Genomic DNA, 24,842 nt, shown 5'->3' with positions numbered 1-24,842 from the left:
GATAGCCTGATCGATTGAGGCCCCGGTGCACGGCTTGAGACCGTGCAGGTTCCCTCCACCGGGAGCCCATCGTGCGCGCCACCGGCCGGCCGGCCCAGCAGGCGCGCGATGGCGCCCCGCTCCACTACAAACGCCATCGCCCCGAGCAGACCACACTGTATCGCCTAGTGCAGCAACATGCAGCCAGCTTCATCGCCTACGTCGAGGCCAGCAACGTATAGGAGCTGCCGCGGTTCATCAAGTACGAGTACGAGTACGATACCTTCCACGGGTGCGGCATCCAGGCGCACGATACCCTGAGGCTGCGCTGCGAGGAGGCTGCCACGCAAGCTGCGGGCCTACAGCTGCAAGCGCCGCGGACTCTGCTGCACGAAGTTGCGGTCACCAATTCAAGCACCTCAAAGCGCCCCGGAACCGCCGCAGGCTTGCCCTTAAAGTGTTTGAGACTACTATTCCCCTATTCTCGGATCGAGGATCGGCCAGAGGCGTGCAACCGGTTCCAGGGTTCGCGATCCGGTCCGATGGGAAATTGGAGGGGCTTGATATGGGTTTCGATCTGAGCGGTCGCTCTCTCACTCCCCTGTCCGAGCTGATCTCCGAAGCCGAGTTCCCTCTTTCCGATCTGCTTCCACTCGACGAAGTCGCGGACCTCTTCGCCTCGCTCTACGTGGCAGATCACAGCACCATGCTGGTGGGCGACAACCTTCTGATCGACTGCCTCCTTGCGATGCCCGGGCAGCTCTCGTTTTCATTGCCGGGCGCAGACAGTTTCGCCTTCGTGTTCGGCTCGGCGGGGCCGGGCTGGACCGCGATCAAGATGCACCTCTCAGTCGGGCCGGACTACGCGCTGGAGTTAAGCGGCCTGACCATCGCCTTGCGCTTCGACCCTGCCGTGCTGCGCGAACCGACGACCGGTGCCGGAACCGAGATCGGCTTTTCCTGCTCGCTGACGCTCGACGCGGACGGCCTTCGGATGAGCAACCGTTCCGGGCTAAACCTGCCGAAATCGGCAGTCGGCGGCACCGCAGTCCTGATCGAGGCCAACGACGTCAAGCTTGTGCTGGACGGCGACGAGCTGCCACCCTTCATCGCTGGCCAGGAGGGCTTCCGCGGGGTCGTCTTTTCCTCCCTCGGGGTTTCTATCCCGGCGGAGTATCTCTCGCTAGGCCCCGACCAGACGCTAAGCCTCACAATTAAGGATGGGGCCGTCGGCACCACTGGTTTTACCGGGCAAACCTCATTCTCCTCGGGCTCCGGCCAACCGGTTACGGGTAGATTCCTTGGCTTCGACTGCCGAGTCCGCGAGGTCGAGGTCGATCTGATCGAAAACTCCCTGATCGCAGGACGGCTTGAGCTAGATTTGCGCTTGGAGGCCTTGGAAGAGGGCGGAAACGAGAAATGGGTAGGGCTCGACGTGAACCTCGACCAGTCCAACGGCTTCTCCGCCAAGGCTTCGGCGGTCCAGCCGCCTGATACTTCGGATACGCCTGACGCGTTGGTGACTTTTAACTTCGCCGGTGCGTTGCGGCTGGAGCTCTCAGGCCTGAGGATTGAGCGACAGGCGGCAAACAACGTCTGGGCAGTCTATTTCTCCGGCGACTTACAGGTGCAGATCCCGGGCGCCAATTGGCCAAAGATCGGCTTCGACGAACTCGGCGTCAGTTCGGACGGCCAACTGCTACTGCCCGAAGGCGGAGGCATCACCTTCGAGACTCCGCTGGTGGTCGAATGGTACTTCGTGCGCCTTCAGATCCCGAAGTTCCGTTTCGGTCGCCCCGAAGGCTCGGACACGTTGCTGCAGGTTCGGCTCAACGCCGAGGTCCACCTGATCGAGGGCCTGCCCGCCGGCGCCAGCGTCGAGGGACTGACGATCACCTGGGACCCGGCCGGCGGTTCGGCGCCGGACGTGTGTTTCACCGGTATCGGGGTGGAATTCTCGACCCCCGGCGTCTTCTCGGCCGGGGTCGAGGTCGGCTTCATACAACAGGGCGCCTTGGTCGAGTTCCGCGGCCAGGGCCATCTGACGCTGAATGCAATGGACATGGGCTTGGAGATCGGCGTGATCGTCGGCTATGACCAGCCGCAAGATTTCGCCTACCTCTACCTTTTCGCCGATGCCAAGCTGCTGCCCACGGGTATCCCGATCGGTAACACGGGGCTCTCGATCTACGGCTTCCAGGGACTGATCGCTTACAACATGGCGCTGAAACTCGACACCGCCCTGTCCGAAGACGAGCGCTACTACGAAGTTTTCGTGAGGCGCCCTACTATCGGGGTCACCGACATCGGAAAATGGGGCGCGCACAAGGGCCAAAACGCGCTTGGGGTCGGCGTGGTGCTGGGCACGGCGGACAAAGGATTTTCGTTCAACGTCAAGGGGCTCATCGCCGTCGCCTTCCCCGATCTGGTGCTTATCCTTCAGGCCAAAGCAAACTTCATCAAGCTCAAGCCCGATCTCTCGACCTCCATCGAAGGCACGATGGACGCGCTGATGGTCTACGACAGCGTCCAAAACACCTTCACCTTCGACGTCGTCGCCAAATGGGGTATACCCAGCATTGTCGAGGTCAGCGGCTCGGCCAAGGTGTACTTCGACTTCGACGACCCTGGCGCCTTCTACCTGCGGATCGGCCAGGACATCGACGGCAAGCGGGTCTCGGCCAACGTCATCCGCTGGGGTAGCACTTGGCTCTTCAGCGCAGGCTTCTGGTTCGAGTTAAACACCAAGGGCGTCATCACCAGGGTGCTGATCGAGGTCGGCGCGCGGTACGAGGAGGGCGGTTTCTGGATAGAGGCCATCGGACGCGCGCAGGGCAAGATGAAGCTCTCCTGGGAGCCGTCGCAATGGGAGGGCTCGCTAGCGTTGGAGGGTCGGATCGGCGCGGGCTACCGGGGGATCTCAGTCGGGATCAGCCTCGGCGGCTCGGCCACCGTGCGCGTGGTTGGCCCGACCGAGGTCAGAATCCACGCCGCTGCCTGTTTCAAGGCACTTTTCTGGAAGGTTTGCATGGGGCACACCTTCAAGTGGGAACGCCTCGACCCGCCACTACTGGAACGCCCGATCCGCGATATCGCGGCAACGCCGCGCAACTGGACGCTGCGGGTCGGCACGGCCCCCTCGCCCGGCACGGGCGGCGCGGCTTCCGCCGACGACGGTGTGACCGCGCTGGTCGAGGTCGCGACCGCGCGCGCGGTGCAGCCGCACAGCTTCATCGTGATCAATTTCGCCAAGCCGATGATCGACAAAACCGGAAAGTTTAGCGAAGTGGTGCAATTGCCGAACGAGGGTTTTCTGACGGTCGGCGAGAATTCGGGCTTCGCCGCCTCCTACGAACTTCTGGGCGTCACCCTCCTGCGCGACCCGGCGGGCGCAGCCGAAGCCATCGACATCTGGGGAAGCTGGGCTCTGGAGACGCCCAACTACAACTCCAGCCTGCGGCTTCTGTCCTCCGAGCGTTTCGGCCACGACGGCAGCCTTACCGAGAGCTTCGTCGAAGGCGTCGACCTCAATTACTGCGGCGCTCCCAAGGACCGGCGGATTTGCCTGCCGCTCGCCGGGCTGACACCCGGTTACGGCTGGATCCAAGGCCGCTACGCCTACTTCTGGGACACCTCGCAAAGCGGCCTGCCTTTCAGCGACCGCCGCAATGATCCCTTCATCGAGCTTCTGCCGGGCGACCGCCTCTCTGTCTGGCTCGACGGCGGCGAGAGCGGCGTCACCTTCACCGAACGCCAGTGCCCGCACCGCGATCCGCCCGACGGGGACAAGACACCCGAGGGCGCGGACCGCCCGGTGATCCTGCCCTTCCTTTGGCCGCTCCGGCCGCTGCTGGTGCGGATCGCGGATCTCTTCGGCCGCTTCGGGTGGCCCGCGGGCAGCACCAGCGGCACGACGGTCGACTTGCCCGTATCACCGGTCCCGGGTGAGCCCCGTGAGCGGGGCGAGGTCGTCGTATCCGCGGGCGACCGCGGGTGCTGTCTCGAGAAGATCTGCTTCACCGTCGGTCACGACGCACCAGAGTACGTGATCGGCAGGCGGCGCGGTGGTACCCAAACCGCGAACGAGGAATGGACCGTGCCCGACAGTGCACGTCTAATGATCCCAGGCCATACCTACGAGCTGACCGTGGAGCTGCGCACCCAGCTGCGCGCGCCAAACGGCTCGGTCTCGGACCAGCCTGCAGCGCAGCAGGCCTGGCGGACGCGTTTCACAGTGGACCGCCCGCCGCTCTACCCAGGCGCACTCGACAGCTACGTCGCGGCGACCTATCCCGGCCGGGGCGCGCGGCCGGTCTATACCGGCTATGACTTCGCGCTGCGCTTTGTCGATACCTACATCAACTTCCTCTACTCCGCCGCGCAGCAGGCGCTGCTGATCCGCCTGTTCGACAGTCAGGGCCGCCCGGTCACAGACGGCGCGGGCAACCCGGTGCTGCTGCCGGCGACCCGCGACGGCATGCCCGAGAAGAGCCTCTCGCAGAGCTACTGGGAGAAGCAATACCTGATCAACAAGGACGGGCACTGCATTGTGCGGGATCTCGGTGAGCAACGAGGTAGCACGACGCTGGTGATCCCGGCATGCTCGGTCACGCTGACTGCGAACTCGCAATACGTGGCCGAACTGGTCAGCGACGCGGATCTCGGCATCGCGCTTCACACCTGGACTTTCACCACCTCGGGCTTCGCCACCTTCACCGAAATGCTCACCGCCGGGCGCAGCGTCTTGCCGCCGAAACCGGTGCCGGGCCCTGCAGCAGGTTTGGACTTTGCGACCGCCTGCCGCCAGCTCGGGATTGACACTGTGGCCTTCGCTCCGGCGGCCCGTCTGACCCCGCTGGTTTCGTTAGACAGGGCAAGGCTTTACGCCGTGCTTCTGGAGGCGCCCGAGCCAATGGATCCCGGTACGCGTTTAAGCCTGACGCTCGACGGAGAGGTGGAAGTCTTAGCCAACCTCGACGGCACCCGGCTTATCCTGCGGCGTGCGGCCGGCGACTGGTCAACCGGCGAGCATGAACTGATCCTCACCTGGTCTCGAGGACTAGACGGAGACCCGGCCGAAACACTGCGCGCGGTCGCCGGCAATACCGGAAAAGAGGAGGTTACCATCTTATTTTCGAGTGGAGGTATTTGATGGTCTTCCCCGTTCCCCCGCTTCCGAACGACGTGCTGATACAGCCGCGTGATCTGGACATTATCGCCTGCCGCCGACCATCGCCCCTCGTGGCGACCGACAATGCCGAGGTCTTCGGCGTCAGATGGGCCTCGCGCCCGGATCTCGACTGGCCGAAGGACGGCTATCTTGTCGAGCGCCTGCTCGGCGGCAGCGCCGTCCCCGTCGGTTCGAACGGCGGCGTCTTCCACTTGCCGAAGACCGATACGTGGCCCGACTTCGCCCAGGGGACCGAGAACCGCCGTCCGATTGCCGGGCCCTATTTCCCCTCCGCCGACATCACCGAGGCGAACCTCGGCTATCTCCTGCCGATCGTCCGCCTCGTTGATCCTCGCACCGATCCGGCCGAGCACGGGGCCCTGACTGAAATCGTCGCAGCCGCCTTAGGCTTCACCCATGCCGAGGACGCCGAACTGACCATCGCATTCTGGCCCGGGGGCGAAGCGCCACCGCTGACTGTGCTGCTGGGCAATTCGGCGACCTCAGGCCCGGTCATCGCCTATTATCGGCGTGAGGCGCGAGGCTACCTGCTGGCGCTCGCGGTGCGCTTCGAATACGCGGTTCTGCTGGGGCTCGGCACCGACGACGCGGTGAAGAAGAGCGACCGCGACCTGAGCTATTGCGTCAAGACCGCGCTGACCCATGGCAGCGGCTCGGCGGTAACCGATCCGATCCCCACGAACCGGACTTGCGCGCCTCCCGCGCCGAAGACCTTTACGGCAGCCCGCGTGCCTGGCTCGGTCGGCCATCCCGCCTTCAACGACTTCGCGGGATGGGTGCCCGCGGCCGAGCTTCTGGCGGTCGATTCCAACGGCAACGCCCAGCTCCCCGAGGCGCTGATCCCCCGCGCTCCCGCCGGGATCACCGCGCTCACTTGGTCGGCCCCGTCCCACACGGGCCGGATGCTGGACCACAACCCGGTGCTCTACGAACTCGGCCGCTTCGGCCACGGCGCGGCGACCGCGGCGCTTTCCAGTCCGCCCCCCGCTCCGCACGAGACGGCCTATGCCCCACTTTTCGAGGGCGAGCAGATGCTGCGCTCGGAGGACTCGCCGCAGGCGCTCGACGCGGCGGGCCAGCCCTGGCCGGACATGGAGGGCTATTATCACTACCTGATCCGGGGCATCGACCTTCTAGGCGAGAAAAGCACCGCGCCCGCCGTGACCTCGGTTCGCCACTACGACGATCTCGCCCCGCCGCCGCCTGGTCTGCGGCTGGTCGCGGGTCAGACGATCGACTTTCAGGACGCCTCGCAGACGCAGGATGTCGCTCTGGATATCGACTGGTCAGGCCCGCAAGACTTCGTCGGCCCCGACGCCTCTGAGTTCCGCATCGCTGCCCGCTGGCGAGCCCGCCGCCCGGTGCATGTCGAGGTGCAGAGCGTGGCGCCGGTTCCGGGCGACATCTTTCAGGGCGACGTGATGCTGAACGCGCTGGCTGAGGTCGCGAACAGTCTCGCCGGCATGCGACTCATCCTGCCCGACGGCGAATACCCGATCGTCAAGCATGGGTCCGGGGCAGGCGCGTCCATGCGCATCCGCCGGGTGCAGAACCGCCTTCCCGCGTCCGGACAGGACGGACTGATCTACGCCGCGAGCGAACTGCTAGCGCACCAGCGCATCGCCCGCCTGCCACGTCGCCCAGCGGTCTCGACTTGGGTTTCGGATGTACTTAATACCGACCCGATGCGGATTCGCCTCACGCAGGCTGGAGCGCAGGCCCTGCCCGCCGACGCAACCGTCTCGGCCTATGTCCACATCCTGCGCGCCAGTTTCCGCGCGACCTTCGAAGGCGGCGACATCTGGCGGATCGAGCGCCCCGCGCCCGGCGACATCCGCCGCGAAAGCTGGGAAGGCTGGCTGGCGCTCTCCGACCCGGCTGGCGTACTGAGGGACGCACCGGTGATCCTTTTCCCGCCGCACGAGGTGAGCGTCACCGTCTCTCCGCCCGCGGGCTTCGGCGCGGGCGTGCTGATTCTTGACGTCACCGCCGCCGACGACACGAGCTATGTGGCGAGCCCCGCTCTGCCCGGCACGTACTCATCCCTGACTAGTCTTACCGGGAACGAGAGCGATCCGGCCACAGCGACGATCTCGGCCCGGTTGCTCACCCCGCCGGACGCGCCGGTGGTTCCTACCTACGACCCGAACCGGTTCATCTGGGCCGAGACGGCGGCGAAATACGCCGAAGAGGCAAGCTACCGCTTGACATGGACCGTGAACGGGGCTGCGCATTACGAGGTCTGGCGCGTGCTCGAAGCCGCGCTACCTGGGGCATCGCCCGGGAAGGGAGACGCGCAGCTTCGCGCGCTGGCCTTGGCCAACCCCGGGAAATTCGCCATGCGTGATCTGCGGATCTTCGGCGGACACTACCGGGACAGTCTGCCGGGCCGGGCGCCGACGCGCGCGCTCTACCGGGTGCGCAGCGTCAGCGAGGCCGGTATACCCGGTGCTTGGTCCGGTCTGATCGGCCCGGTCCACGTGCCCGACATCCGCCAGCCCCCAGCCCCTAACCTGACCCGCGTTGCGGCGCCGAAACCGCTTGCGGACGACCCGGTCGCCGCCGAACGCAAGCTGAACGTCGAATGGGCCCAACCCGGCCCAGATGCCGACCTGCGCTTCGAGATCGAGGCGCAGGACCCCGCGACACTCCGCTGGCGGACTGCCGCGATCCTGCCGCGCGGCACGTTGCCGCAGCCCGGACCGGGTCGGCTCTTCCGCACGGTGCTGGACGGGCTTGTGCCGGGCGCGAGGCTTTCCCTGCGGGTGACGGCGGTGCGCGAGGCACGCGACCCGGTCGATCCCTTCGGCCAGGTCCGGCGCGACATCCGCAGCCTGCCGTCCGAGGTCCGCGCGGGCGTGCCCCTCGGCCGGCTGTCAGCGCCCGCGAACCTGACCGCCCTGCCCTCGGGAGCGGGTCCTGCCGCGCAGGTAGCGCTCAGTTGGTCCAATCCCGACCCCTACGAGCGGATCGAGGTGCTGCGACAGGGCCCCGATGACAACCGGATGCTGCGGGTCTCGGCGTTAGAGGGTGCGGAGGCCGCTTTCCAAGACAGCGGGCTTGCGGCGGGCAAGTGGAGATACCAACTGCGCGCTCTCGGCCATTCCCACTGGGCCGAAACCGTGATCGTGGAGGTCGTCGCATCATGACCGATTTTCTGCGCCTTCTACTGACGCCTACCGACCTCGCCCGAATCGACGCTGCCAGCATCGTCGTGACCGAGACCCCGTTCCGCCCGGCTCCTACGACAGCCACGGACCCGCGCCCTCAGAGCCTGCGGTTGCAGTTCCGCATCACCAACCCGTCGGCGGGCGCGCCGCAGTTGCGGATGATCTTCCCCGGCGAGGTTTGCTTCCAGCCCGTCGCGCCGACAGGCGAGCAGCAGATGCCTTCGGCTGACAACATCACCTTCACCGGCCAGGATGTAGACCCAGCGGCCTTCGCCAACTGGCCCGGCCGGGGAGTGTTGCGGGTACAGGCCAATGCCACGAAGATCACCAAGGAGCTGACTAAGGACAACAAAATCACCGGGATCGGCGCTCCCCCGTTGATCGCCTGGTTCGATCCGGTGGTGATGACACGCGACTTCCTGAACGATGCCGTACTGAACGGGATGACCCGACGGAAAATCGTCATCACCAACCCGCCGAACCCCGACCAGACCTTAGAGGGCACGACGGCGGGATGGAGCACCCACGCGGTCGAGCGGTTCTACCAGGGGCTCTACAGGCCGCTCCTGGACGTCAACAAGTCGACCCCTCTCAACCGCAACCTCGACGACGTGATCCGTTTCCCGATGCCGGAAATGCCGATGACGGCGACAGGCGACGTCGATATCCGCATCACGCTCGGCTGGCCCCGGAGCCACTCGGAAGTCGTCGAGTTCGTCATCCCCAACCCCCTGAACCTGCCCGAGCTGCATCCCGGCCATCCGAATGTCGAAACCCTGCCGACCCGCGTCTTCTTCCAACAGCACCGGACCCAGATCATCGGCGCGTCTGCGGGCAATGCGGTGGCTGACGCGATAATCGGCGCCAACACTTTCGCCCAGACCGTAAAAGCGAACCTGACCGCCTGCGGCTTCGGCAACCTCGGTCCGGACAACTCCTTTGACCGCCGCGCCCAATGGGCGGTGCGCGAGTTCCAGATCTACTCGAAGATGCAGAACGTCGCGACTGAGCCTGCGGTGTCCGTCGGTGAATACGCGAACCGGCTACAGCAGGCCGTCAACCCGATGCGCTACACCGGACCGATCAACGGCTTTCTCAATGCGGCCACGCGCGAGCGGCTGGCGCTCTGGGTTGACCCGGGCCAGCGGCTGCGCTGCCCGGTTGTGGTCACGGCCCGCACAAGCGCATCCGGCTTCGCGACGACGGCGGCGGGCGGCGACAACCTCTGGGCCCACAACGACCTCGCGGTCGAGGCGCCTCGAGTCTTCGTGCGCGACCTCTCGAGTTACTACGCGAACCTGACGCCAATCGACGCCCGCGACGTTTCTGTGAGCGGCAACCGCTTCATCGTGCTGGGATATTTCGAATCGGACGGCCAGGGCGGACCCGAGATGGACGCCTCGCATTCCTGGAGCAACATGGGCATCGACGCGGTGCGCCTGACCGGCGTCACCCAGGCAGTGATGTTCGGCGCGGGCGGCAATGCCGCGATGCGCTCGACCTACCTGACCGTGATCCCGACCATCGAGGAGGAAACCTCGTCGCGCTTCGACGTGGTCAACGCCTGGGACAACAACGCCACGATCTCGATCCCGCTGTTCCACTACACCTTCCACTCGGGCGAGCTTGGCGGGCTCCTGTCCTACATGGACGACCGCGAGCCCGCGACCTTCGCCACGGCGATCTCGTTCTTCGGTGTGAAGCCGGGCAAACTCTGGGCTAATATCCACCACGAGCAGGCCAAGCGGACCTCGCCCATGCAGCATATCCGCGAGGCGGGCGGCACCTGGGCGAACGTGCCGGGGAACCAGACGGACGAAAACTACTTCAAGAACTGGCACTGGTTCTACCGGATGGTCATGGCCAACCGCCTGAACGACAACTGGAAACTGCGGGCCTACGAGTACGCCCGGATCAGGATCCAAGACCTGCTCGGCGTGGCGATGACCCATAGGCCGAACGGCCATCCGGCAATCCCGCCGGTCGCCGCCGAAGGCGCGGCGGCCACGCTCGGCCAGGTCTTCACCTCGGAGGCGGCGATAGCGATCCTGTTGCGCTGGCACGTCAACCGCTCGGCTCACATCGCCGGCGGCGGGGTGGCGCCGCACGCGGCCGATCGCCTCTGGGACGTGATGCGCCGGGCGCAGGTGCCGGCCCAGAACGGCGGTTACAAACTTGTCTGGAACACCGATGTGGCCACCTGGGGCAATAACCACGAGGCCGCGCTGATCGAGGCGATCATCGGCCATGTCGCGACCTTCGACGCCAACTTGAGCGCGCGCCTGGTCGCGATCCGCGACACCGCGCCGGTGGTCGGTCACAACCTGTCACGGGACCGGGGCTCGCTGCAGTTCCACGCGCCTTGAGCGCGGGCGGCCCCGCCTGATCTCTGGGCCCTCGCGTCTGCCCCGCCAAATGACCGCTTCTGGCGTTAGACGCTAAGCCGGCTAAAGGTCCGCAATGGGTCGTTCTCTGCCGGTCATGTCGACGGCTCGTACTGGTCAAATCCGATGCAAATGACTGGTCAGGTCGAATGCAAATGGGTGGGCAAGTCTGTGCAATTGCCCAATTGCCCAATTGCACTGGTGAACTGTGAGTTCACCCGGTTCACCTGTTCACTAAGATGGGTACCTTTTCGCTAACACAGTCCCGCGGGTTTCCGACCCCGTACCTACCGAACATTCCCAGGGTCCCTGGCTATTTCGATACCCCGGTTGATTCATCTCACCTTTTGGTAGACGGCACCTCCCGTGCGTCCTGGCATTCGGCGACCCAGCGTTCGAATTCTGCATCAGTCGATACCAGTCAGTATTGCACTCGCTGGAGGCGTTATCACCGATGGGGTGTGGGGGCTCGAAAAGACGTGTTACAGGTGTTGCGGGTGTTGCGAGTAACATTAAGTTATTGAATTTAAACGATTTTATTGGTGTTACACACCGCTAATCTTTCACGTGCGTTGGGTGTTACAAGCCAAATAGGTGTTACAGCAGCGTTCACAAATTTGGGTAAACCGTAGGCCAAAATCGGCCATTAGTTGCCGTTCGTGATGGAACAGCTTTCGGCCAGGAGCAGCAGTCGGCTGGGTTTAGATAGCACTGGGCACGCTCGGTAAACCCTTGATGCCCCAAAAACATGTTCATGTCGACTCCTCAGTCCAGTGGAACACGCCATCCAAATTATGTCCCTAAGTTGCCCGCACAGCCCTACCTTGCTGTCATCCGGTGATGAAACGGAAGTGGGACTCCTCATCCATGACTACTTTTGGAGCCGATCAAAGGCTGAAAGCGTGAAGCCGGTAAACACTACTCGCCATGGCGATCTGTACCTACGCTCGCATTTTACTGTTAAGAGGCGTTAGAGCTGCGGTAGATTCCCTTAGAATACGAAAAATCGAGCTGCCAGAGAAAGGGAGTGTCACATGGCGAATTTTCTAAACCATACGGCTGGCCTGTCTAAAAAAGACGGAGCCAAATCTGTTCTTAAAATTGCTGACCTCGCATTCAAGATGGGTATTAGCCTTGCACCAGGAGCCAATGCCGTATACGAGGCTACGAAAATCGGCCTAGAAGCTGCTCGTGATTATGTGCAGGTACGGAACGAAAAGCGGATCGTAGCATTTCATCGCACATTGCTCTCTAGAGATGGAGTTATTGATCAAAAAATGATCAATGCAGAGTTGAATGCGGCCGATTTTCATGCTTTGCTTGACGCTTGTGTTTCAGATATTGAGGAAGAAAAAACCACTCCCTATGCGAATCTCACCCGCTCAATAGCACTTGGCTTAGTACCAGTTACCCATAGACGTCACTTCATACACTCTCTAAAAGAGTTAGCTTTTGAACACCTGGATATCTTGCGAGAAACCTACACACTGACAAGATATTCATGCATTTCTCAAAACAAGCTAATCGATCCAAAACACTTTCTCACTAATCTCCAGACCGAAAGCATTTCTCAGTTGGCCTTGAAAGCGCTAATTGCACGCGGGCTAATCAGTGAAGTAAAAATCACCGCGCTGGGCGTCAGATTTATTGAATCATGCTATCCGACAAAAGATCTAGATCCTTATAATTTCAATTACAAAACCTCAAAGCAAGAACGCGGTGTAATTATTAAGCTAGGAGATAGTAAAGAAATTAAAGCAATCGAAACCTCATTGATCAACGAACTAAAAAATAGGCAAATACAGACAGAAACGGGGGACATGATGAAGTTTGATGGATCGAAGTCTGATGACCCCTACGTAAAGTTTGCAAATTATGCTTTTGTTATTGCATTCCGAAACAGTGTTTACTCTCAGGGAGTCAGCGACACTCTCAATAGTTCCCTTTCGGGGAAAAAGTCCATGCAGATTTTTTTCGACGATAGCCTATTCGTGGAAGAGGAACCAGCCAGCTTTATGGATGCACCATCAAAAATTATTAGTAAGGACAGAACTGCTCAGTCAGCATCTGAAGCGGTAGAGTTTATCTTGAGTTTAAAGTGAAGCCTAAACTCTAGCAGACACCAAAACCTTTAACCTTCCTAAAATATCCCCCTCAGACATGCCGCTAACAATAGCGACATGAAAGCTCAATCAACTCGCCTTGGAAGAGGCCATCATAGGACATAGACGAAGATTGACTTGTCCTAATTGCTTTCCCAGATTGAAAAGTCGAGCGTCACTAGCGGTAACGGCTCAAGTGCTACTATCGCTGCGAAGTCCTCTGCTCGCCCCCACCACTCATTGATTTCAAGTGCAGGCTGATTACCGAATTTAAGCCAGTAGCCAGCGGGGACTGACTGCTTTGAGTTAATGGGTGAGAAAACCGCTACGGCCAGAAGACCGAAAATAATTCGATCGCTTAACCGAACCTTCCCGCGTTCAATTTCCATCCGAGTAACTTGAGTTGGGCCTGCTGAGTTGGAGACGAGCTCAAATCCCTCCGGTAGTTCATCCCCGTGTCCGTGACTGCACCGGTGAATTCCATATACAACGTCAGCTAAATCAGGTTTCCCGCCAGGTGCTTTCGGATTTTTTACAACAACTGGAAAACGCGTATTCACTAAGTCCACTCCTGGAGCACCCATTGGGCCGAGAACTGCGTAGTTAGCTCTCAGCAATCGGGTGAAGGCAGCAGCATCTCCTAGCGTTGGATAGGCTTTCTTCGCCGTGCCATTCACTGCATTGCAAGCATGAATCATTGCTGCTTCGACTTCGCCTTGGTCCCAATCAAGAAGCGTCTTACGTACTGACTCGCCGACTTTCATTCGTAAATCTCTCGCGTTGTATACGATGTCTCGACTCTAGCAGCTGTCAGGAATGGCTGCTTCGGGTCGACTTTTGCCGGTCGTCACCCTCAGATATGTGGCTTGGGGTTGGCGACCAGTTAAACATTGAGAGTAGGATGGAGCGATAGTGTTAAATCCAGTCCAGGACACGACTAACGGCCCTAATATTTGAGGCTTCATTCGACACGAATCTGTTGGATGACCCGCGGTAAGTGAATGCGGCTTTAATGCCCAGCGGGCGAAAAGTGAGGGTACCCAGTTACATCGATTTGACCGAGACTACTTCCACAAACCTGAATTTTTTTCTGGCCGTCTTAGTAGCTTCTTGTTCTGCAACTATGGAGCTCAGCGTATCGGCCTCATGCACCATCTCGTGCATCTCGCCTTCAAATTCGTTTCCCACACGGAGCGTAACTCTCAACCTAGGTGTGAAGCCATTTGATACTGCCTTTTTCTTCGCTGCCTTCACCGGTTGCAAGATCACAACATCCGGGACTGTGTCCTGCACGTCTGAGTTAATTGTCGGCGCAGAGGGCTCAGAATCACCGAATAGGGCCCGGCGCATCTCATCTTCCATCAATTCCGTATTCATACCATTTTCTCAGAAGGGTGTTATCTATAACCTGATCGATTCTATCAGGATGGCCGGACTCTGCAGTAAAGCATCCCAGGGTCTGACCTGAAGGCCACCAAAGCAGATACCAGCGAGCGTCAGCATCTGTCTATCTGCCGCCTATCATAGCGGGCAGCTGTCGGCCAGTCTCAGCCAAAGACGAGATGAGCTAGGCTTCCGGTATCATTCCTCAAGGACGACCGCCATGCCAGATAACTCAGACTGCAAGATCGCCACGGCGGACGCTCTGACATTGCTCCTCCACAACCAGCACGCCTTAAGTGCAGCTATAGAAGAAATAACCAAGTGGCTCTCAGAAAACGGGGTAGGCAGTGTCGCCGCAAATGCGATGTCGGCCATGGAAACGCTGGACACTAATGCTCAAGCCATTACAGATTCCATTTTGAGGATACGCCAGTCATAAATTACTCAGAGCAAGACTGCCCTCTGATTTGAATGCCCCCCGATTTTGTAGACACAATTGACTAGCGGCTATGGGACGGATAACGACGGTCTAGCATCGACCGTCGCAGTGAATGGTCAGACTTCCGTCTGCTCCGCCATTTCCAAGGCATCATCGACCTCGATGCCCAGGTATTTAACAGTGCTTTCAAGCTTCGTATGGCCAAGCAGGAGTTGTACGGCTCTCAGGTTCTTCGTCCTGCGATAGATCAACGAGGCCTTAGTTCTCCGTAGCGTGTGGGTACCGTACATGGTTGGGTCAAGGCCGATGGCTGTCACCCACGCTTTGACTATTCGAGCGTATTGCCTGGTGGAAAGATGGTCTGAGGCGTGCAACCGGCTCGGGAACAAGAAGTCCTCGCTGTGAAGACGCGCCTGATGCATCCAAGCCTCCAGAACCGTTCGGGTTTGCTCAGTGATTTCAAATTGCACTGGATGCTGAGTTTTCTGCTGCATCACGATCGCCCGTGACGACACATGCTCCCCATGGGCGATATCGCGGACTCGCAACTTGGTTAAGTCACAGGCACGCAGCTTGCTATCGATGGCCAAGTTGAAGAGCGCCAAATCACGCGTCTTCTCAGCAAGCTGAAGTCTTACGCGGATAGCCCAGATATCTCTGACTCGAAGCGGAGCTTTCTGCCCGACAAGCTTTCCCTTGTTCCAAGGCTGATGTTGGTATCTAGCAATAGTGTTCATGGCTCGTCCTCCACGTGAGGGGAGGACAAGAGTGGATCAGTCACAATCGCTGATGGTCGCTATCCGACCCAAAGCTGCCTGTCTTAACAAGAAGTTTAACTTCCTGAGAAAGTCATCCGTGACAGGCAGAAGGCGTTTGCTGCCCTGCTAGTAATCACAGTTTGTATTGTTTGTGCCCTGTGTTGTCGGCGCTGATGCCATTCAACTGAAGATGATGGTTTCTCATGTACCAGTTATTTTTCTCGACCGATTCTAAAGAAGCCCAGCCAACTCCGCTTTTTTTTACTTTCCGTGGGCACCCTGTGCGTGCTCGGACCATTTGGGCGCAGCAAATCGCCGGGATAATGTGGATGACCCAAACACTGACTGTCATCCAGCTTGAAAACCTCCACCGCAGCAACAGCCTCAATGCACCATCGTCCGAAATAGCTGCCCATCTCAAGAGGATGCTTTTCTGGGTCACCGTAGTGATACCACCAGGGCTGCTGCTTGCCACGGCGATTGAGTTCTGGATACCAAGCGTCTACGAACGCTCGCAGAAGCTTTGCTTGTTGCTCTTTGGGTGCATCAATGGTTTCAAGCAGTCGGGTGTAGGGCTTTGGATGCAGGAGAACTGCTCCTATAGCACGGGAATGCTGACGCCTGGCGATCACTCGGTCCAGCAAGATGTCCTGCCCCTCCTGACCAATGAGGGCAAGCAGTCGGTTCCATTGATCGTCAGGAATGTGGAGGACGAGCGCCAGCCCCACCAGCCAGAAGCACCAGATGTAGTGGTTGAGGTCCGATAGATCGAATACCCAATCGCGGCAGGTTTTGAGATTGTGTTCGGCACACACCCTATCTGCTAGGTCATTCGACAACTCCCAAGTATCGAGAAGTCGGGGGAACAACTGATCAATATCGAGAACAGAATCGCCTTGGGAATAGCGCCGGAGAATAAGACGCAAAATATCCCTTGAAAGATCAAATGAGAATTGAGGGTCGTATACTGGATTCTGTGATGGCTCAGATAAAAGTTTTTCCGCTTTGCCTATCCATGCAAAATCTTTAGCCACTTGCTCACGCCAGTAGCTTCCGCCCGCGACTGAGTCCCGGATCATGGCTGTGCTCCTGAAAGATTTGTTTTTGAAGCCAATATTTTTGACGTATCGACGGGCTTTAGCTTGCCCAGAGAATCCAGCACCTGGATTTCAGTCGACCCATTTGCTCCAGTGGTCACAACCCATGTCTCAGTACGGCCTGTCTTGATGGCTGCGGCTATATCACGAGCTGAGTCAATTCCCACAGCTTTTTCCAACCGACCGCTTCCCAGTGACCAGCTTTCACTTCCCTGTTTACCATCATTCGTATTTATCAGACTCGCATTGCCGCCCTTTTTGGGGTCACCAACAAATTTATACTCGATAACCACATAATCTACATCCGGACGATTGACCCGGAACAAGTCGTCAATACCGGTCTCGCCCACCCCTTGCATTCTCGCCAGTTTTTCGCCCTCAGGCACTATTTGTCGCACGGTCGATTCACCGAACACTTCTCCGATGACTCGTTTCTGATCATTGCTGAGGGATTTCAGATCGATCAGCGCATTGCCTTTGCTATCAACAATGCCTCCACTTTTTATAAAGGCCTGCTCCGCCAAGCGATCAATGACCTCATCCAGTTTTTTGCCAATAACCTCAGCGGCCTTTTCGGATAGCTTGCCTCCAACCTTCGCGGCGCCTCCCGCTCCAGATACCGCCAAAAGTGTACGGATGGCCAGCAGCGTGGTTTGCGCCGTATGGACATCCTGGCCGTAGATCGCATTGAGTTTTTTTGTCAGATCTTCATTGAGGCCTACTGCGGCGCCTTCCCCAAGCGCGTGACCGCTCTCAACGAACCCATCCATTATGCTTTTGGGTAGGCCTTTGGCACCTTCAAGCAACCCGTCCAGCACAACGCTAGGGTTCTCAGCTGCTAGCTTTGCGAGATCTACGGCGCCATCTTTTATGGCAACCCCAGAGTCCTTGAGCTCTTTGAGCAAGCCTGCACTCAGTTCACGACGGACTCCGCTTTGGACGAATTGTTGATAGAACTTTGGGTCAGCGGTATCCGCAAACATCTCTGGCCGGAACAACTGCTGACCCTCAGCGGTGAACAGCGCCTGTTGACTGCCTAGGTCATTGATAAACGTCTTCCCGGATGTACTCAAAAACGCTTGGGCTGCGCTGTTATCGCCGTCACTCAAAATAGATCGCCACAGGAAGTCGACATTCTTGAGCGCTTGCTGACTCAAATCCTTCAGGGCTTGCTCTTCACTGATACCGTTTTTCTCGGCAAACTCTTTTGCATGTTCTTTGATCCAATCTTGCTCTTCCGCATGTAGCTGACGGTTGTACAGTGTTCCGTTTTGCGCGACCCAAGCCCCGAGTTGCAGCTTGCCAGTGTCGGCATCCGGATCCTGAACCGAGGTCGACAACACACCGATCAATTGAGAGTTCATGGCCAGCAGCCGATCACGCTCCTCCTTCGGCATCCCGGAATAAACCGATGCCAACTTGTCGACCAATGCCTCGTTAACGCCAGCTGCCAATGCGCCTGTCTTGAAGTCTCCGCCCGCAGCAAGCGAGGCCAGACCGCCCATAAGGGCGTGCAGTCCAATTTTGGCGAGGCCGCCATTGGGTAGATTATTCGCGAGGCCAATGTCCCCAATCAGATTGAAACCATAAGCGGCAAATGCATTCACCAAGCTACTTTGCAGGGCATCTCCCAAGCTACCTTCACGGCCCAAAGCCTTGTTTAGCAGCGCAGCGGTACTATTTTGCAGCGCCTGATTGGCTGCAAATTTAGTGATGCCTTCCAGACTACTCAGTCCACCGCCGTTATTTACGACTACCTTACCGGTGTTGGCTAGAACGCCATTGGTGGAGTCAGTCAGAGGAAGACCGGGATCTGTCTTAGTGCTAGTCCATTCGTTGAAGATGCCGGCAGCAAGGCCTGCCACAGCACCGGACACTATGTAGTTCTTCATGTTTTCGGCGCTGAAGGTCTCCCGGAGTGCGGCGCCGATATTGCCTCTGTTGTTGATCGTACTTACTGCACCGGTGCCGGCAGCCGAGGCAGCTATAGCGGAAAGAGCAGCATTTGCCCAACCGGCAGCAACAGCCTCTGTCGTTGCGGTTGCAGCTACACCCGTTGCCAGCGCAGAACCTGTGGCTGCTCCCGTACTGGATGCAATAAGGCCAGATGCTGCACCCGCCGTAAAATACGCAACGATGATCACAATAACGATCATCGCCGGTCCTCCTAGCCCGGAATGACTTTCATCCCAACTGTCGTGCAGTTCTTTTACCCGGCGCCAATCCACATCCCCCCGGGCTTCAACCTCTTTGAGCCAGGCCATACTCGGGTCAGCCTGAACCATGGCATCGATAACTTGGCTGACACTTTGTTGGTTGATGTCTTTGATATCGATGTGTAATCCATCAACCGCTTTGATTAGGGTCTGACCTTTAGCCAGCAACTGACTCTGACGCAGTGTTTCGTCGACCTGACCTTTGCTTTCCATGCTGGTCCAAGCCCAGCTACTGCTGCTCTTGTCGTGACTTTCCTGATGGGAGTCCTTCACCGCTTCAAAAGTAATACTCCCACCACTGTCGAGCGTCAGATCTTTCCCACTATCGAGCCTGGCGACCTGATAAAGCTGATCCCCACCACTCTTGAGTATCAGGTTTCCACCCGAAGAGATTTCGCTCCCGATGTTCTTCACATCTGTCACTTCATCTCGCTGGGTTTCCTTCGCGCCAAAACCGCCCTTCTTCTTTTTGTCGAACAGTGAGTAATCCGTGTCCTGCGCTGCGAGAATGTCGAGCCGGTCACCTGCCACCAGATAAGCTTCATCGCCAGCATTAATCCGACTGGAGATCACGGCCATGTTCTGGCCGGCACTCAACTTCACATCCCCCCCCGCCGTGACGTTGCTCATTACCTGGCTGACGTGGTCTTCCTGAATCTTCAATTCTTTGCTTTTGAACAGTGAGTGTTGTTCGTTCGCGGCGGAGCTGATGGTGAGGTTTTCGTCGGCGTCGAGACTCAGATCGCGCTCGGCATCGACATCACTGGCGATGACCGCTATGTCGCGCCCAGCGTCGGCCGTCAGATCACGCCCGGCGTCAAGGCGTGAGCCGAGCTGCGTGGTGTCGTCGCTGGTGTATTTGCCACCCTGCGCCACGCTGTTGCTGACCTGAACGGAGGAAACATTGATGTCTCGCTCCGCGCTCAAGCTCATGTCCTGACCGCTTTGCAGTGCACCACCGATGATGTTGATGTCCTGCCCCGCCTTCACGGTCAGGTCATTACCCGCCTCGATCCGCGCAGCGCTATCCGCAAAATCCCGCTGCTCCTGCCGGGTGTATCCACCACCGCTGCTCTGATGATTCGTAACGGTCCGTTCGTTGACCACGTCTCCAGTGATCGCGGTAAGACCAACATCGCGCCCGGCAATAATGCCGCCAGCACGGTTCACCAGATTGTTCCCCGCCAACAGATCCAGCCGTTTTTCCGCTTCCACCAGGCCGCTGTTGACGATGTTTTCACCCGCCACCGCCGACAGGTTGTTGCTGGCCCGCAAGGTGCCGACGTTGTTGAGGTTCTGCCCGGCGATCAGGCTGACGTCGTTGCCCGCAATCAGCGCCCCCGTAGGAGCGAGGCGGTTGTCGGCGTGGGCCATGTACAACACGGGCACCAACACTTGCTCGCCGTTCACTTCGTGGTTTTCCAGCCAGACGATGTCGTGGGTCAGGGCGGCGACCTGTTCCGCCGTCAGGCTCACGCCGACCGAGAGGTCGAGTTGCTGCTTGCTCTGAACGGCGTTGTCCATCAGGTACTTGAACAGTTTTTCGTCGCTGTCCTGGCCGTCGATGAAGCGCTGGCCTGTCCGGGCAAGCACAGCCTGTTGGATCATGCGTTGTTCGTAGAAGCCATCACCCAGGCGTTTGGCGCTGGTGTCCGGGTCATAGCCGAGGTTGCTCAGCAGGTAATCCGAACTCATGAACTGCTTGAGGTCGGTCAGCGCGGGGTTGGTTTCGATCAGGTATTTGTGCGGTTTGGATTGCGCCGATTTGTCAGGCAGACCCGCAATCGCCAGAGGGCTGGGTGCGGTGGTTGCACTGGAGCCCTGGCTGCTCAAACGGAACAATCCGTTCTGATTGGTGGGCAAGGTGAAACCCGGCAAGGTCACCGGGTTGACCTGCTGTTGAGCCACTTCCGGGGGAAGCTGGGCGTTGATGAAGACAGGTGTCGAGTAGCCGCTGCCGGCGCTGGTGTCGGCCTGGGTTTGACCCGCCCCTACGTAGGCATAGAACGATCGCACCACACTGTTGTTGAGCGTCTGACCGGCATTGAGATTGGCACTGCCGCCTGCCTGAATGACCGCAGCGAAAGACTGATCGCCATCGGTGACGGTACTGTTTTGCGCCAGCAACACGCCCATCCAGCCGAGGAAGGCGCTCAGGTCCGAGGCAAACGAGGCCGATGGATTTGGGTTGTTTCGAGCGTTGAAGACGTCTGCCAGGGCTGCGGCATTGCCGGTCTCGTTAACGAAACTCCAATAGCGCCGAACGGTGTGGATTTCCTGGTTTTGCAACCCTTGGTTTTTGATGGTGGTCGCATTGACCTGAAGGTTACCGGCGGCCGCCACGGTGCTACTGGTGTTGGTCAGCGTTTGGGTGTTGATCAACAGGTCCGCGCCGCTGCTCAAGCTGGACGCAGCACTGCTTTTGGTGACCTTCAGGCGATCGGTTTCATAGATTTCCCAAAGGCCATTGATACGACCACCGCCGCGAGCATCGCAGCCAGCGCCTGGAATCTGCTCACACGGTAGACGGATGATACTGGTCGCCGTTTTTTCATTCGGGGTGTATTCCAGCACGTCCATCACGTTGTTGATGGTGCTGGCTGCAATCGTCATCGCCCCCAGGCTTTCGATGCCTCCCGAGCGGTTATCCAACAGATCGGCCTGGGCCTGGGCGGCGTCCTTGGCAATCAGTATCGAGCCCAGGCTGTACACCTGGGCATAGCGGTTGGTGAAACTTGTGGCCAGCAGCTGCGCGTTACCACCGCTGGAGATAAGCCCGTGGTCGTTGAGAAGCGTCGCGGTGTTGATGAACAGGTCTTTACCGCTGCCCAGGGTGCCGCTGTTATTGATGTCGCCGCCCTTCAGGGTTAGGTTGTTGCTGGAGGTGATGCGTCCGGCGTTAACCAGTAAGGCATCGATATCGATCTGGGTGTCATGGCCACCGGCGACGCTGCCATTGGCCTGCAGTTCCAAGGTGTCTGCGTGCAGCTTCAGGTCGCCGAGACTACTGACGCGTCCTTTGCCCGCATAGCTGCCCGTCAGGTCGATATTGAGGGTACCGTCACTGCCGATCAGCCCATCGTTTCGCCAATCGGTGCCTGTCCCTTCAAGGTGAGTGGCAGCCAGCAACTGTCCCGTGCTGGTCTGGATCAAGTGCTTGACGTTGACTGTCAGGCGCTCGGCCTGAATCGAGGTGCTGTTGGTCCACGTGTCGGTGTCCAGGGTCAGGTCGCCCTGCGTCACCAGACGACCGCCAACATCATTGAGGTTGGCCATCGAAAGACCAAACACGCCATTACCTGCATGCAACAGGCTCCCGCCCTGATTCTTAAAGCCAGTGGCCTCGATACTCAGGTCGGTGTTGGCGGTTTCCAGGCGACCGGCGCGGTTATCGAAGGTGCCACCGATATTGAAATGGGTTTTGTCGGCAATCCCTAACGCGCGCAACTGACCGTTCTGGTTGTCGAGGCTGGCGGCGGTGGTCGCCAGGGTGCTCAGGCTTTCGATCAGGCCATTGCGATTGTTCAGGGCGCCTTGCAGGTTCAAGCCAATCTGACTGGCGCTGATCTGGCCGTCACTGTTGTCCAGATCCTTGGCGTCGACCTCGAGCAAGGTTTTCGCATACGCCGAGCCATTTCGGTTGTCGAACGTGCCGTTGACGGCGGTCTCGACACGAACCTCATCGTTCAACGCGGCGAGGCGGCCACGCTGGTTATCAAGGTTGGCTGCCTTGACGGATAGCTTGCCTTCCTTGGCCACGATCTGGCCGTCCTGGTTGCCAACGTCTGCCGTTACCTCCACGTGCAGCGTTTGCTTGGCTTGCAACTGCCCCTTGGCATTGGCGAGGCTGCCGGCATCCAACTCCAAGTCGCCATTGCGACTGGCGATGAGCCCGTCGTTTGTATTGTCGACATTACCGCCGGCGGTGATCAGCAGTTTGTCACCGGCGGCAACCGTGCCCTTGCCGCTGTTATTCAGCTCGCCCGTGAACAGGCTAAGCCAGCTCTGACTGGACAGCTCACCACCCTGGTTATTAACCTGAGTACTGCGCTGAATCAGCAAAGGCCCTGAACTGGACATTCGTCCCTGGGTATTGATGAGCGCGCCCAAAAGATCGAGGGTGATCGCCTGTTGACCAGTAAAGGTGCCTTGGCTGTTATTGAGTTCGGTACCATTGAACGCCAGGTCGCCGGACGCGTTGACCGTACCGCCGACGTTGTTCAACGCCATGGCATTTAAGGTCATGGCCACGCCGCTGCTCAGCAGCCCTTCTGCCGAGTTGTCGAGCAGACCGCTGACGGTGATCGTCTGGTCAGTGGTGCTGGAGATGTTGCCCTTGGCGCTGTTGTCGAGACTGCTCGCGGTGATGATCAAGGCTTTCTGACTGACCACAGCACCTGCGGCATTGTTGACCAGGGCGCCGCTCAGCCGGATACCGACATCACCACTTCGGCTGGACAGCGTACCGCCGTTGCTGTTGTCCAGATGCGTGCCTGTGATGGTCAGCCCTTGCCAGCCGGAAACGAGCCCGCCCTGGTTTTTAATCGCGGCGCTCGCGCTGAGGTCGAGCCCCATTTGCGCCATCAGTGTGCCGCTGCTGTTATCCAGTGAGCCCAAGATCAACGTGGCGTTACCCTGGCTGGACACTTCGCCAGCGTTGTTGCTCAGGTGCCCCAGTGTGGCTTCGACCTGGCCCTGCGCTTTGATCAAGCCACCCTGATTGTTGAGTACCTTATCTGCGGTAAGACTGAGGCGGTCTGCGCTAAGCACCCGGCCCTTACTCTGGTTGTCCAAGGTGGCGGCATTGACGGTGACCTGGCGCTGCCCGCTTAACGTGCCGCCCTGGTTGCTCAGCAACTGCTGGGCAGTGACTGTGAGGTCGCGACTGGCGATCACACTTTTACCGGTGTTGTTAATCGTCTGCGCGCTGAGGCTGACATCCCCCTTGGCATTACGGCTGTTGTCAGCATTGACCCCGGCCTCGATGACGCCGTTATTGGTCAAGGCTCTTCCGGCATTCAGGGTCACGCTGTCCCGGGCAGCGATGGAATTGGCGTTGTTGAGGTCAGTCTGGGTTTGCATGTCGACACGGGTGCCGGCATACACCGCACTCTGCGCGTCGAGGCTCACTGCCTTGACATTGACTGCGCCCGCCGCCGACGTCTGCGCCAGGCTCAGATGACCGTTGGCATCGATCTGGATATCACCGCCACTGGCAGCCAGGTTGCCAGCGACTTTCACCCCAACCCCGGCCTCGGTGCCCACCAGTTTGATCGCCCCGGCGTACATGCCGCCCAACGCGGACGAGTCGATAGCCAGTTGCGGTTTGAGGCTGCCATCGTCGGCACGGGCGGTGGCGTTGAGGGTCTGGGCATTGACGTCGTTACGGCCGGCGACAATGGTCAGGTTGTTGGCCTGGATCTCGGCGTTGATTTTCGCGCTGCGAGTGATGATCTCGAAGCGGTCGACGTTTCCTGCGTTGAGCCCTGCCCCCTCAATCGCGACGCTGCCCTGGTCGACCTGAAAACGCTCCAGGCGACCACTGCCGTCAATCACCGGTTTACCTGTGGTCAGCGTCGCACGTGGGGTGTTGATGAAGCCGCAGCCGTTGCAGGTGATGCCATAAGGGTTGGCGACGATGACCCGCGCCGACTGCCCCGCCACCTCGGTGTAGCCGCGCAACTGACTTGGGCTGCCGCCGACCACTTCGTTGAGGATGGTCTGCGCCGAGCCGCTGTTTTTCAGGTGCGGGTTGCCGATGATGATGCCGCCCAGTTGTGTGGCCGAGGTCTGGGTGGAACCGTTGTTAAGGATCACGCCTTGGGCGCCGACGTTGTAGTCGACAAACTGGTTGTGCGACAGACCACTGCCATTGGGTGTGGCGATGTTGACGATCGGCACGCCATTGCCGGCATGATCCAGCGTGGTGCCCGGCGTGGCGACCACAATGCCGTCGGCCTGGGCCCACAGCGGCTGCCAGAACATGACGTTGGCCAGCAGGAACGCCACTCCACGCTTGGGCATGCCCCAGAAACGTTCGCGGTTGTTCACCTGCGCTGAAGGCTGACGAGCGAGGTAGGCGAATTGGCGAACGTCCATGTAGGTGATCTCGTGCAGCGACAG

The 24,842-nt window shown here is 59.4% G+C and carries 11 protein-coding genes; 6 read left to right on the top strand and 5 right to left on the bottom strand.

All coding sequences use genetic code 11. The features are described 5' to 3' along the window. Positions 1-71: 71 nt before the first annotated feature. The 5 genes from ACYZUD_RS03740 to ACYZUD_RS03720 all read left to right on the top strand — a co-directional run bounded on the left by ACYZUD_RS03740 (position 72) and on the right by ACYZUD_RS03720 (position 12,826). A complete protein-coding gene (locus ACYZUD_RS03740; RefSeq protein WP_462022669.1) occupies positions 72-221 on the top strand; it encodes a hypothetical protein in 150 nt (49 codons plus the stop codon). A gap of 323 nt (positions 222-544) precedes the next feature. Continuing rightward, positions 545-5,131: a hypothetical protein gene (locus tag ACYZUD_RS03735; RefSeq protein ID WP_462022668.1), complete on the top strand. Its 4,587-nt coding sequence runs from the start codon at positions 545-547 to the stop codon at positions 5,129-5,131. After that, positions 5,131-8,319, top strand: coding sequence for a hypothetical protein (locus ACYZUD_RS03730; RefSeq protein ID WP_462022667.1), 3,189 nt, complete (start codon positions 5,131-5,133; stop codon positions 8,317-8,319). The genes ACYZUD_RS03735 and ACYZUD_RS03730 overlap by 1 nt, the downstream gene beginning before the upstream one ends. Continuing rightward, positions 8,316-10,706: a hypothetical protein gene (locus ACYZUD_RS03725; protein WP_462022666.1), complete on the top strand. Its 2,391-nt coding sequence runs from the start codon at positions 8,316-8,318 to the stop codon at positions 10,704-10,706. Before ACYZUD_RS03730 ends, ACYZUD_RS03725 begins: the two co-directional genes overlap by 4 nt. A gap of 1,052 nt (positions 10,707-11,758) precedes the next feature. Then, the gene (locus ACYZUD_RS03720; RefSeq protein WP_462022665.1) at positions 11,759-12,826 is read left to right on the top strand and encodes a hypothetical protein; all 1,068 of its coding nucleotides are present in this window, start codon (positions 11,759-11,761) and stop codon (positions 12,824-12,826) included. 143 nt (positions 12,827-12,969) lie between these two features. On the opposite strand, the gene ACYZUD_RS03715 is transcribed toward ACYZUD_RS03720, so the two are convergent. Together ACYZUD_RS03715 and ACYZUD_RS03710 are read right to left on the bottom strand one after the other, a co-directional pair. Continuing rightward, the gene (locus ACYZUD_RS03715; protein WP_462022664.1) at positions 12,970-13,590 is read right to left on the bottom strand and encodes a hypothetical protein; all 621 of its coding nucleotides are present in this window, start codon (positions 13,588-13,590) and stop codon (positions 12,970-12,972) included. 280 nt (positions 13,591-13,870) lie between these two features. Beyond that, entirely contained in the window at positions 13,871-14,203 is a 333-nt protein-coding gene (locus ACYZUD_RS03710; RefSeq protein WP_462022663.1) for a hypothetical protein, read from the bottom strand. Positions 14,204-14,429: 226 nt separating this feature from the next. On the opposite strand from ACYZUD_RS03710, the gene ACYZUD_RS03705 reads away from it, so the two are divergent. Next, complete coding sequence (locus ACYZUD_RS03705; protein WP_017736579.1) at positions 14,430-14,648, top strand: hypothetical protein; 219 nt, start codon at positions 14,430-14,432, stop codon at positions 14,646-14,648. Between the two features lie 116 nt (positions 14,649-14,764). Here ACYZUD_RS03705 and ACYZUD_RS03700 read toward each other — a convergent pair whose 3' ends face one another. The 3 genes from ACYZUD_RS03700 to ACYZUD_RS03690 form a co-directional block, all read right to left on the bottom strand. After that, the gene (locus ACYZUD_RS03700) at positions 14,765-15,385 is read right to left on the bottom strand and encodes a tyrosine-type recombinase/integrase (protein ID WP_462022662.1); all 621 of its coding nucleotides are present in this window, start codon (positions 15,383-15,385) and stop codon (positions 14,765-14,767) included. Between the two features lie 233 nt (positions 15,386-15,618). Continuing rightward, the gene (locus ACYZUD_RS03695; RefSeq protein ID WP_462022661.1) at positions 15,619-16,485 is read right to left on the bottom strand and encodes a PoNe immunity protein domain-containing protein; all 867 of its coding nucleotides are present in this window, start codon (positions 16,483-16,485) and stop codon (positions 15,619-15,621) included. Next, the gene (locus ACYZUD_RS03690) at positions 16,482-24,818 is read right to left on the bottom strand and encodes a two-partner secretion domain-containing protein (RefSeq protein WP_462022660.1); all 8,337 of its coding nucleotides are present in this window, start codon (positions 24,816-24,818) and stop codon (positions 16,482-16,484) included. The genes ACYZUD_RS03695 and ACYZUD_RS03690 overlap by 4 nt, the downstream gene beginning before the upstream one ends. Positions 24,819-24,842 lie beyond the last annotated feature (24 nt).

It is taken from the genome of Pseudomonas sp. XS1P51, assembly GCF_054897845.1.
This window is presented reverse-complemented; position numbering and strand designations above follow the sequence as displayed.

What these genes read in the sequence shown, in the direction of transcription:
- ACYZUD_RS03735 (WP_462022668.1), top strand. Translation starts at nt 545, where the DNA reads ATGGGTTTCGATCTGAGCGGTCGCTCTCTCACTCCCCTGTCCGAGCTG.
- ACYZUD_RS03730 (WP_462022667.1), top strand. Translation starts at nt 5,131, where the DNA reads ATGGTCTTCCCCGTTCCCCCGCTTCCGAACGACGTGCTGATACAGCCG.
- ACYZUD_RS03725 (WP_462022666.1), top strand. Translation starts at nt 8,316, where the DNA reads ATGACCGATTTTCTGCGCCTTCTACTGACGCCTACCGACCTCGCCCGA.
- ACYZUD_RS03720 (WP_462022665.1), top strand. Translation starts at nt 11,759, where the DNA reads ATGGCGAATTTTCTAAACCATACGGCTGGCCTGTCTAAAAAAGACGGA.
- ACYZUD_RS03715 (WP_462022664.1), bottom strand. Translation starts at nt 13,590, where the DNA reads ATGAAAGTCGGCGAGTCAGTACGTAAGACGCTTCTTGATTGGGACCAA.
- ACYZUD_RS03710 (WP_462022663.1), bottom strand. Translation starts at nt 14,203, where the DNA reads ATGAATACGGAATTGATGGAAGATGAGATGCGCCGGGCCCTATTCGGT.
- ACYZUD_RS03705 (WP_017736579.1), top strand. Translation starts at nt 14,430, where the DNA reads ATGCCAGATAACTCAGACTGCAAGATCGCCACGGCGGACGCTCTGACA.
- ACYZUD_RS03700 (WP_462022662.1), bottom strand. Translation starts at nt 15,385, where the DNA reads ATGAACACTATTGCTAGATACCAACATCAGCCTTGGAACAAGGGAAAG.
- ACYZUD_RS03695 (WP_462022661.1), bottom strand. Translation starts at nt 16,485, where the DNA reads ATGATCCGGGACTCAGTCGCGGGCGGAAGCTACTGGCGTGAGCAAGTG.
- ACYZUD_RS03690 (WP_462022660.1), bottom strand. Translation starts at nt 24,818, where the DNA reads ATGGACGTTCGCCAATTCGCCTACCTCGCTCGTCAGCCTTCAGCGCAG.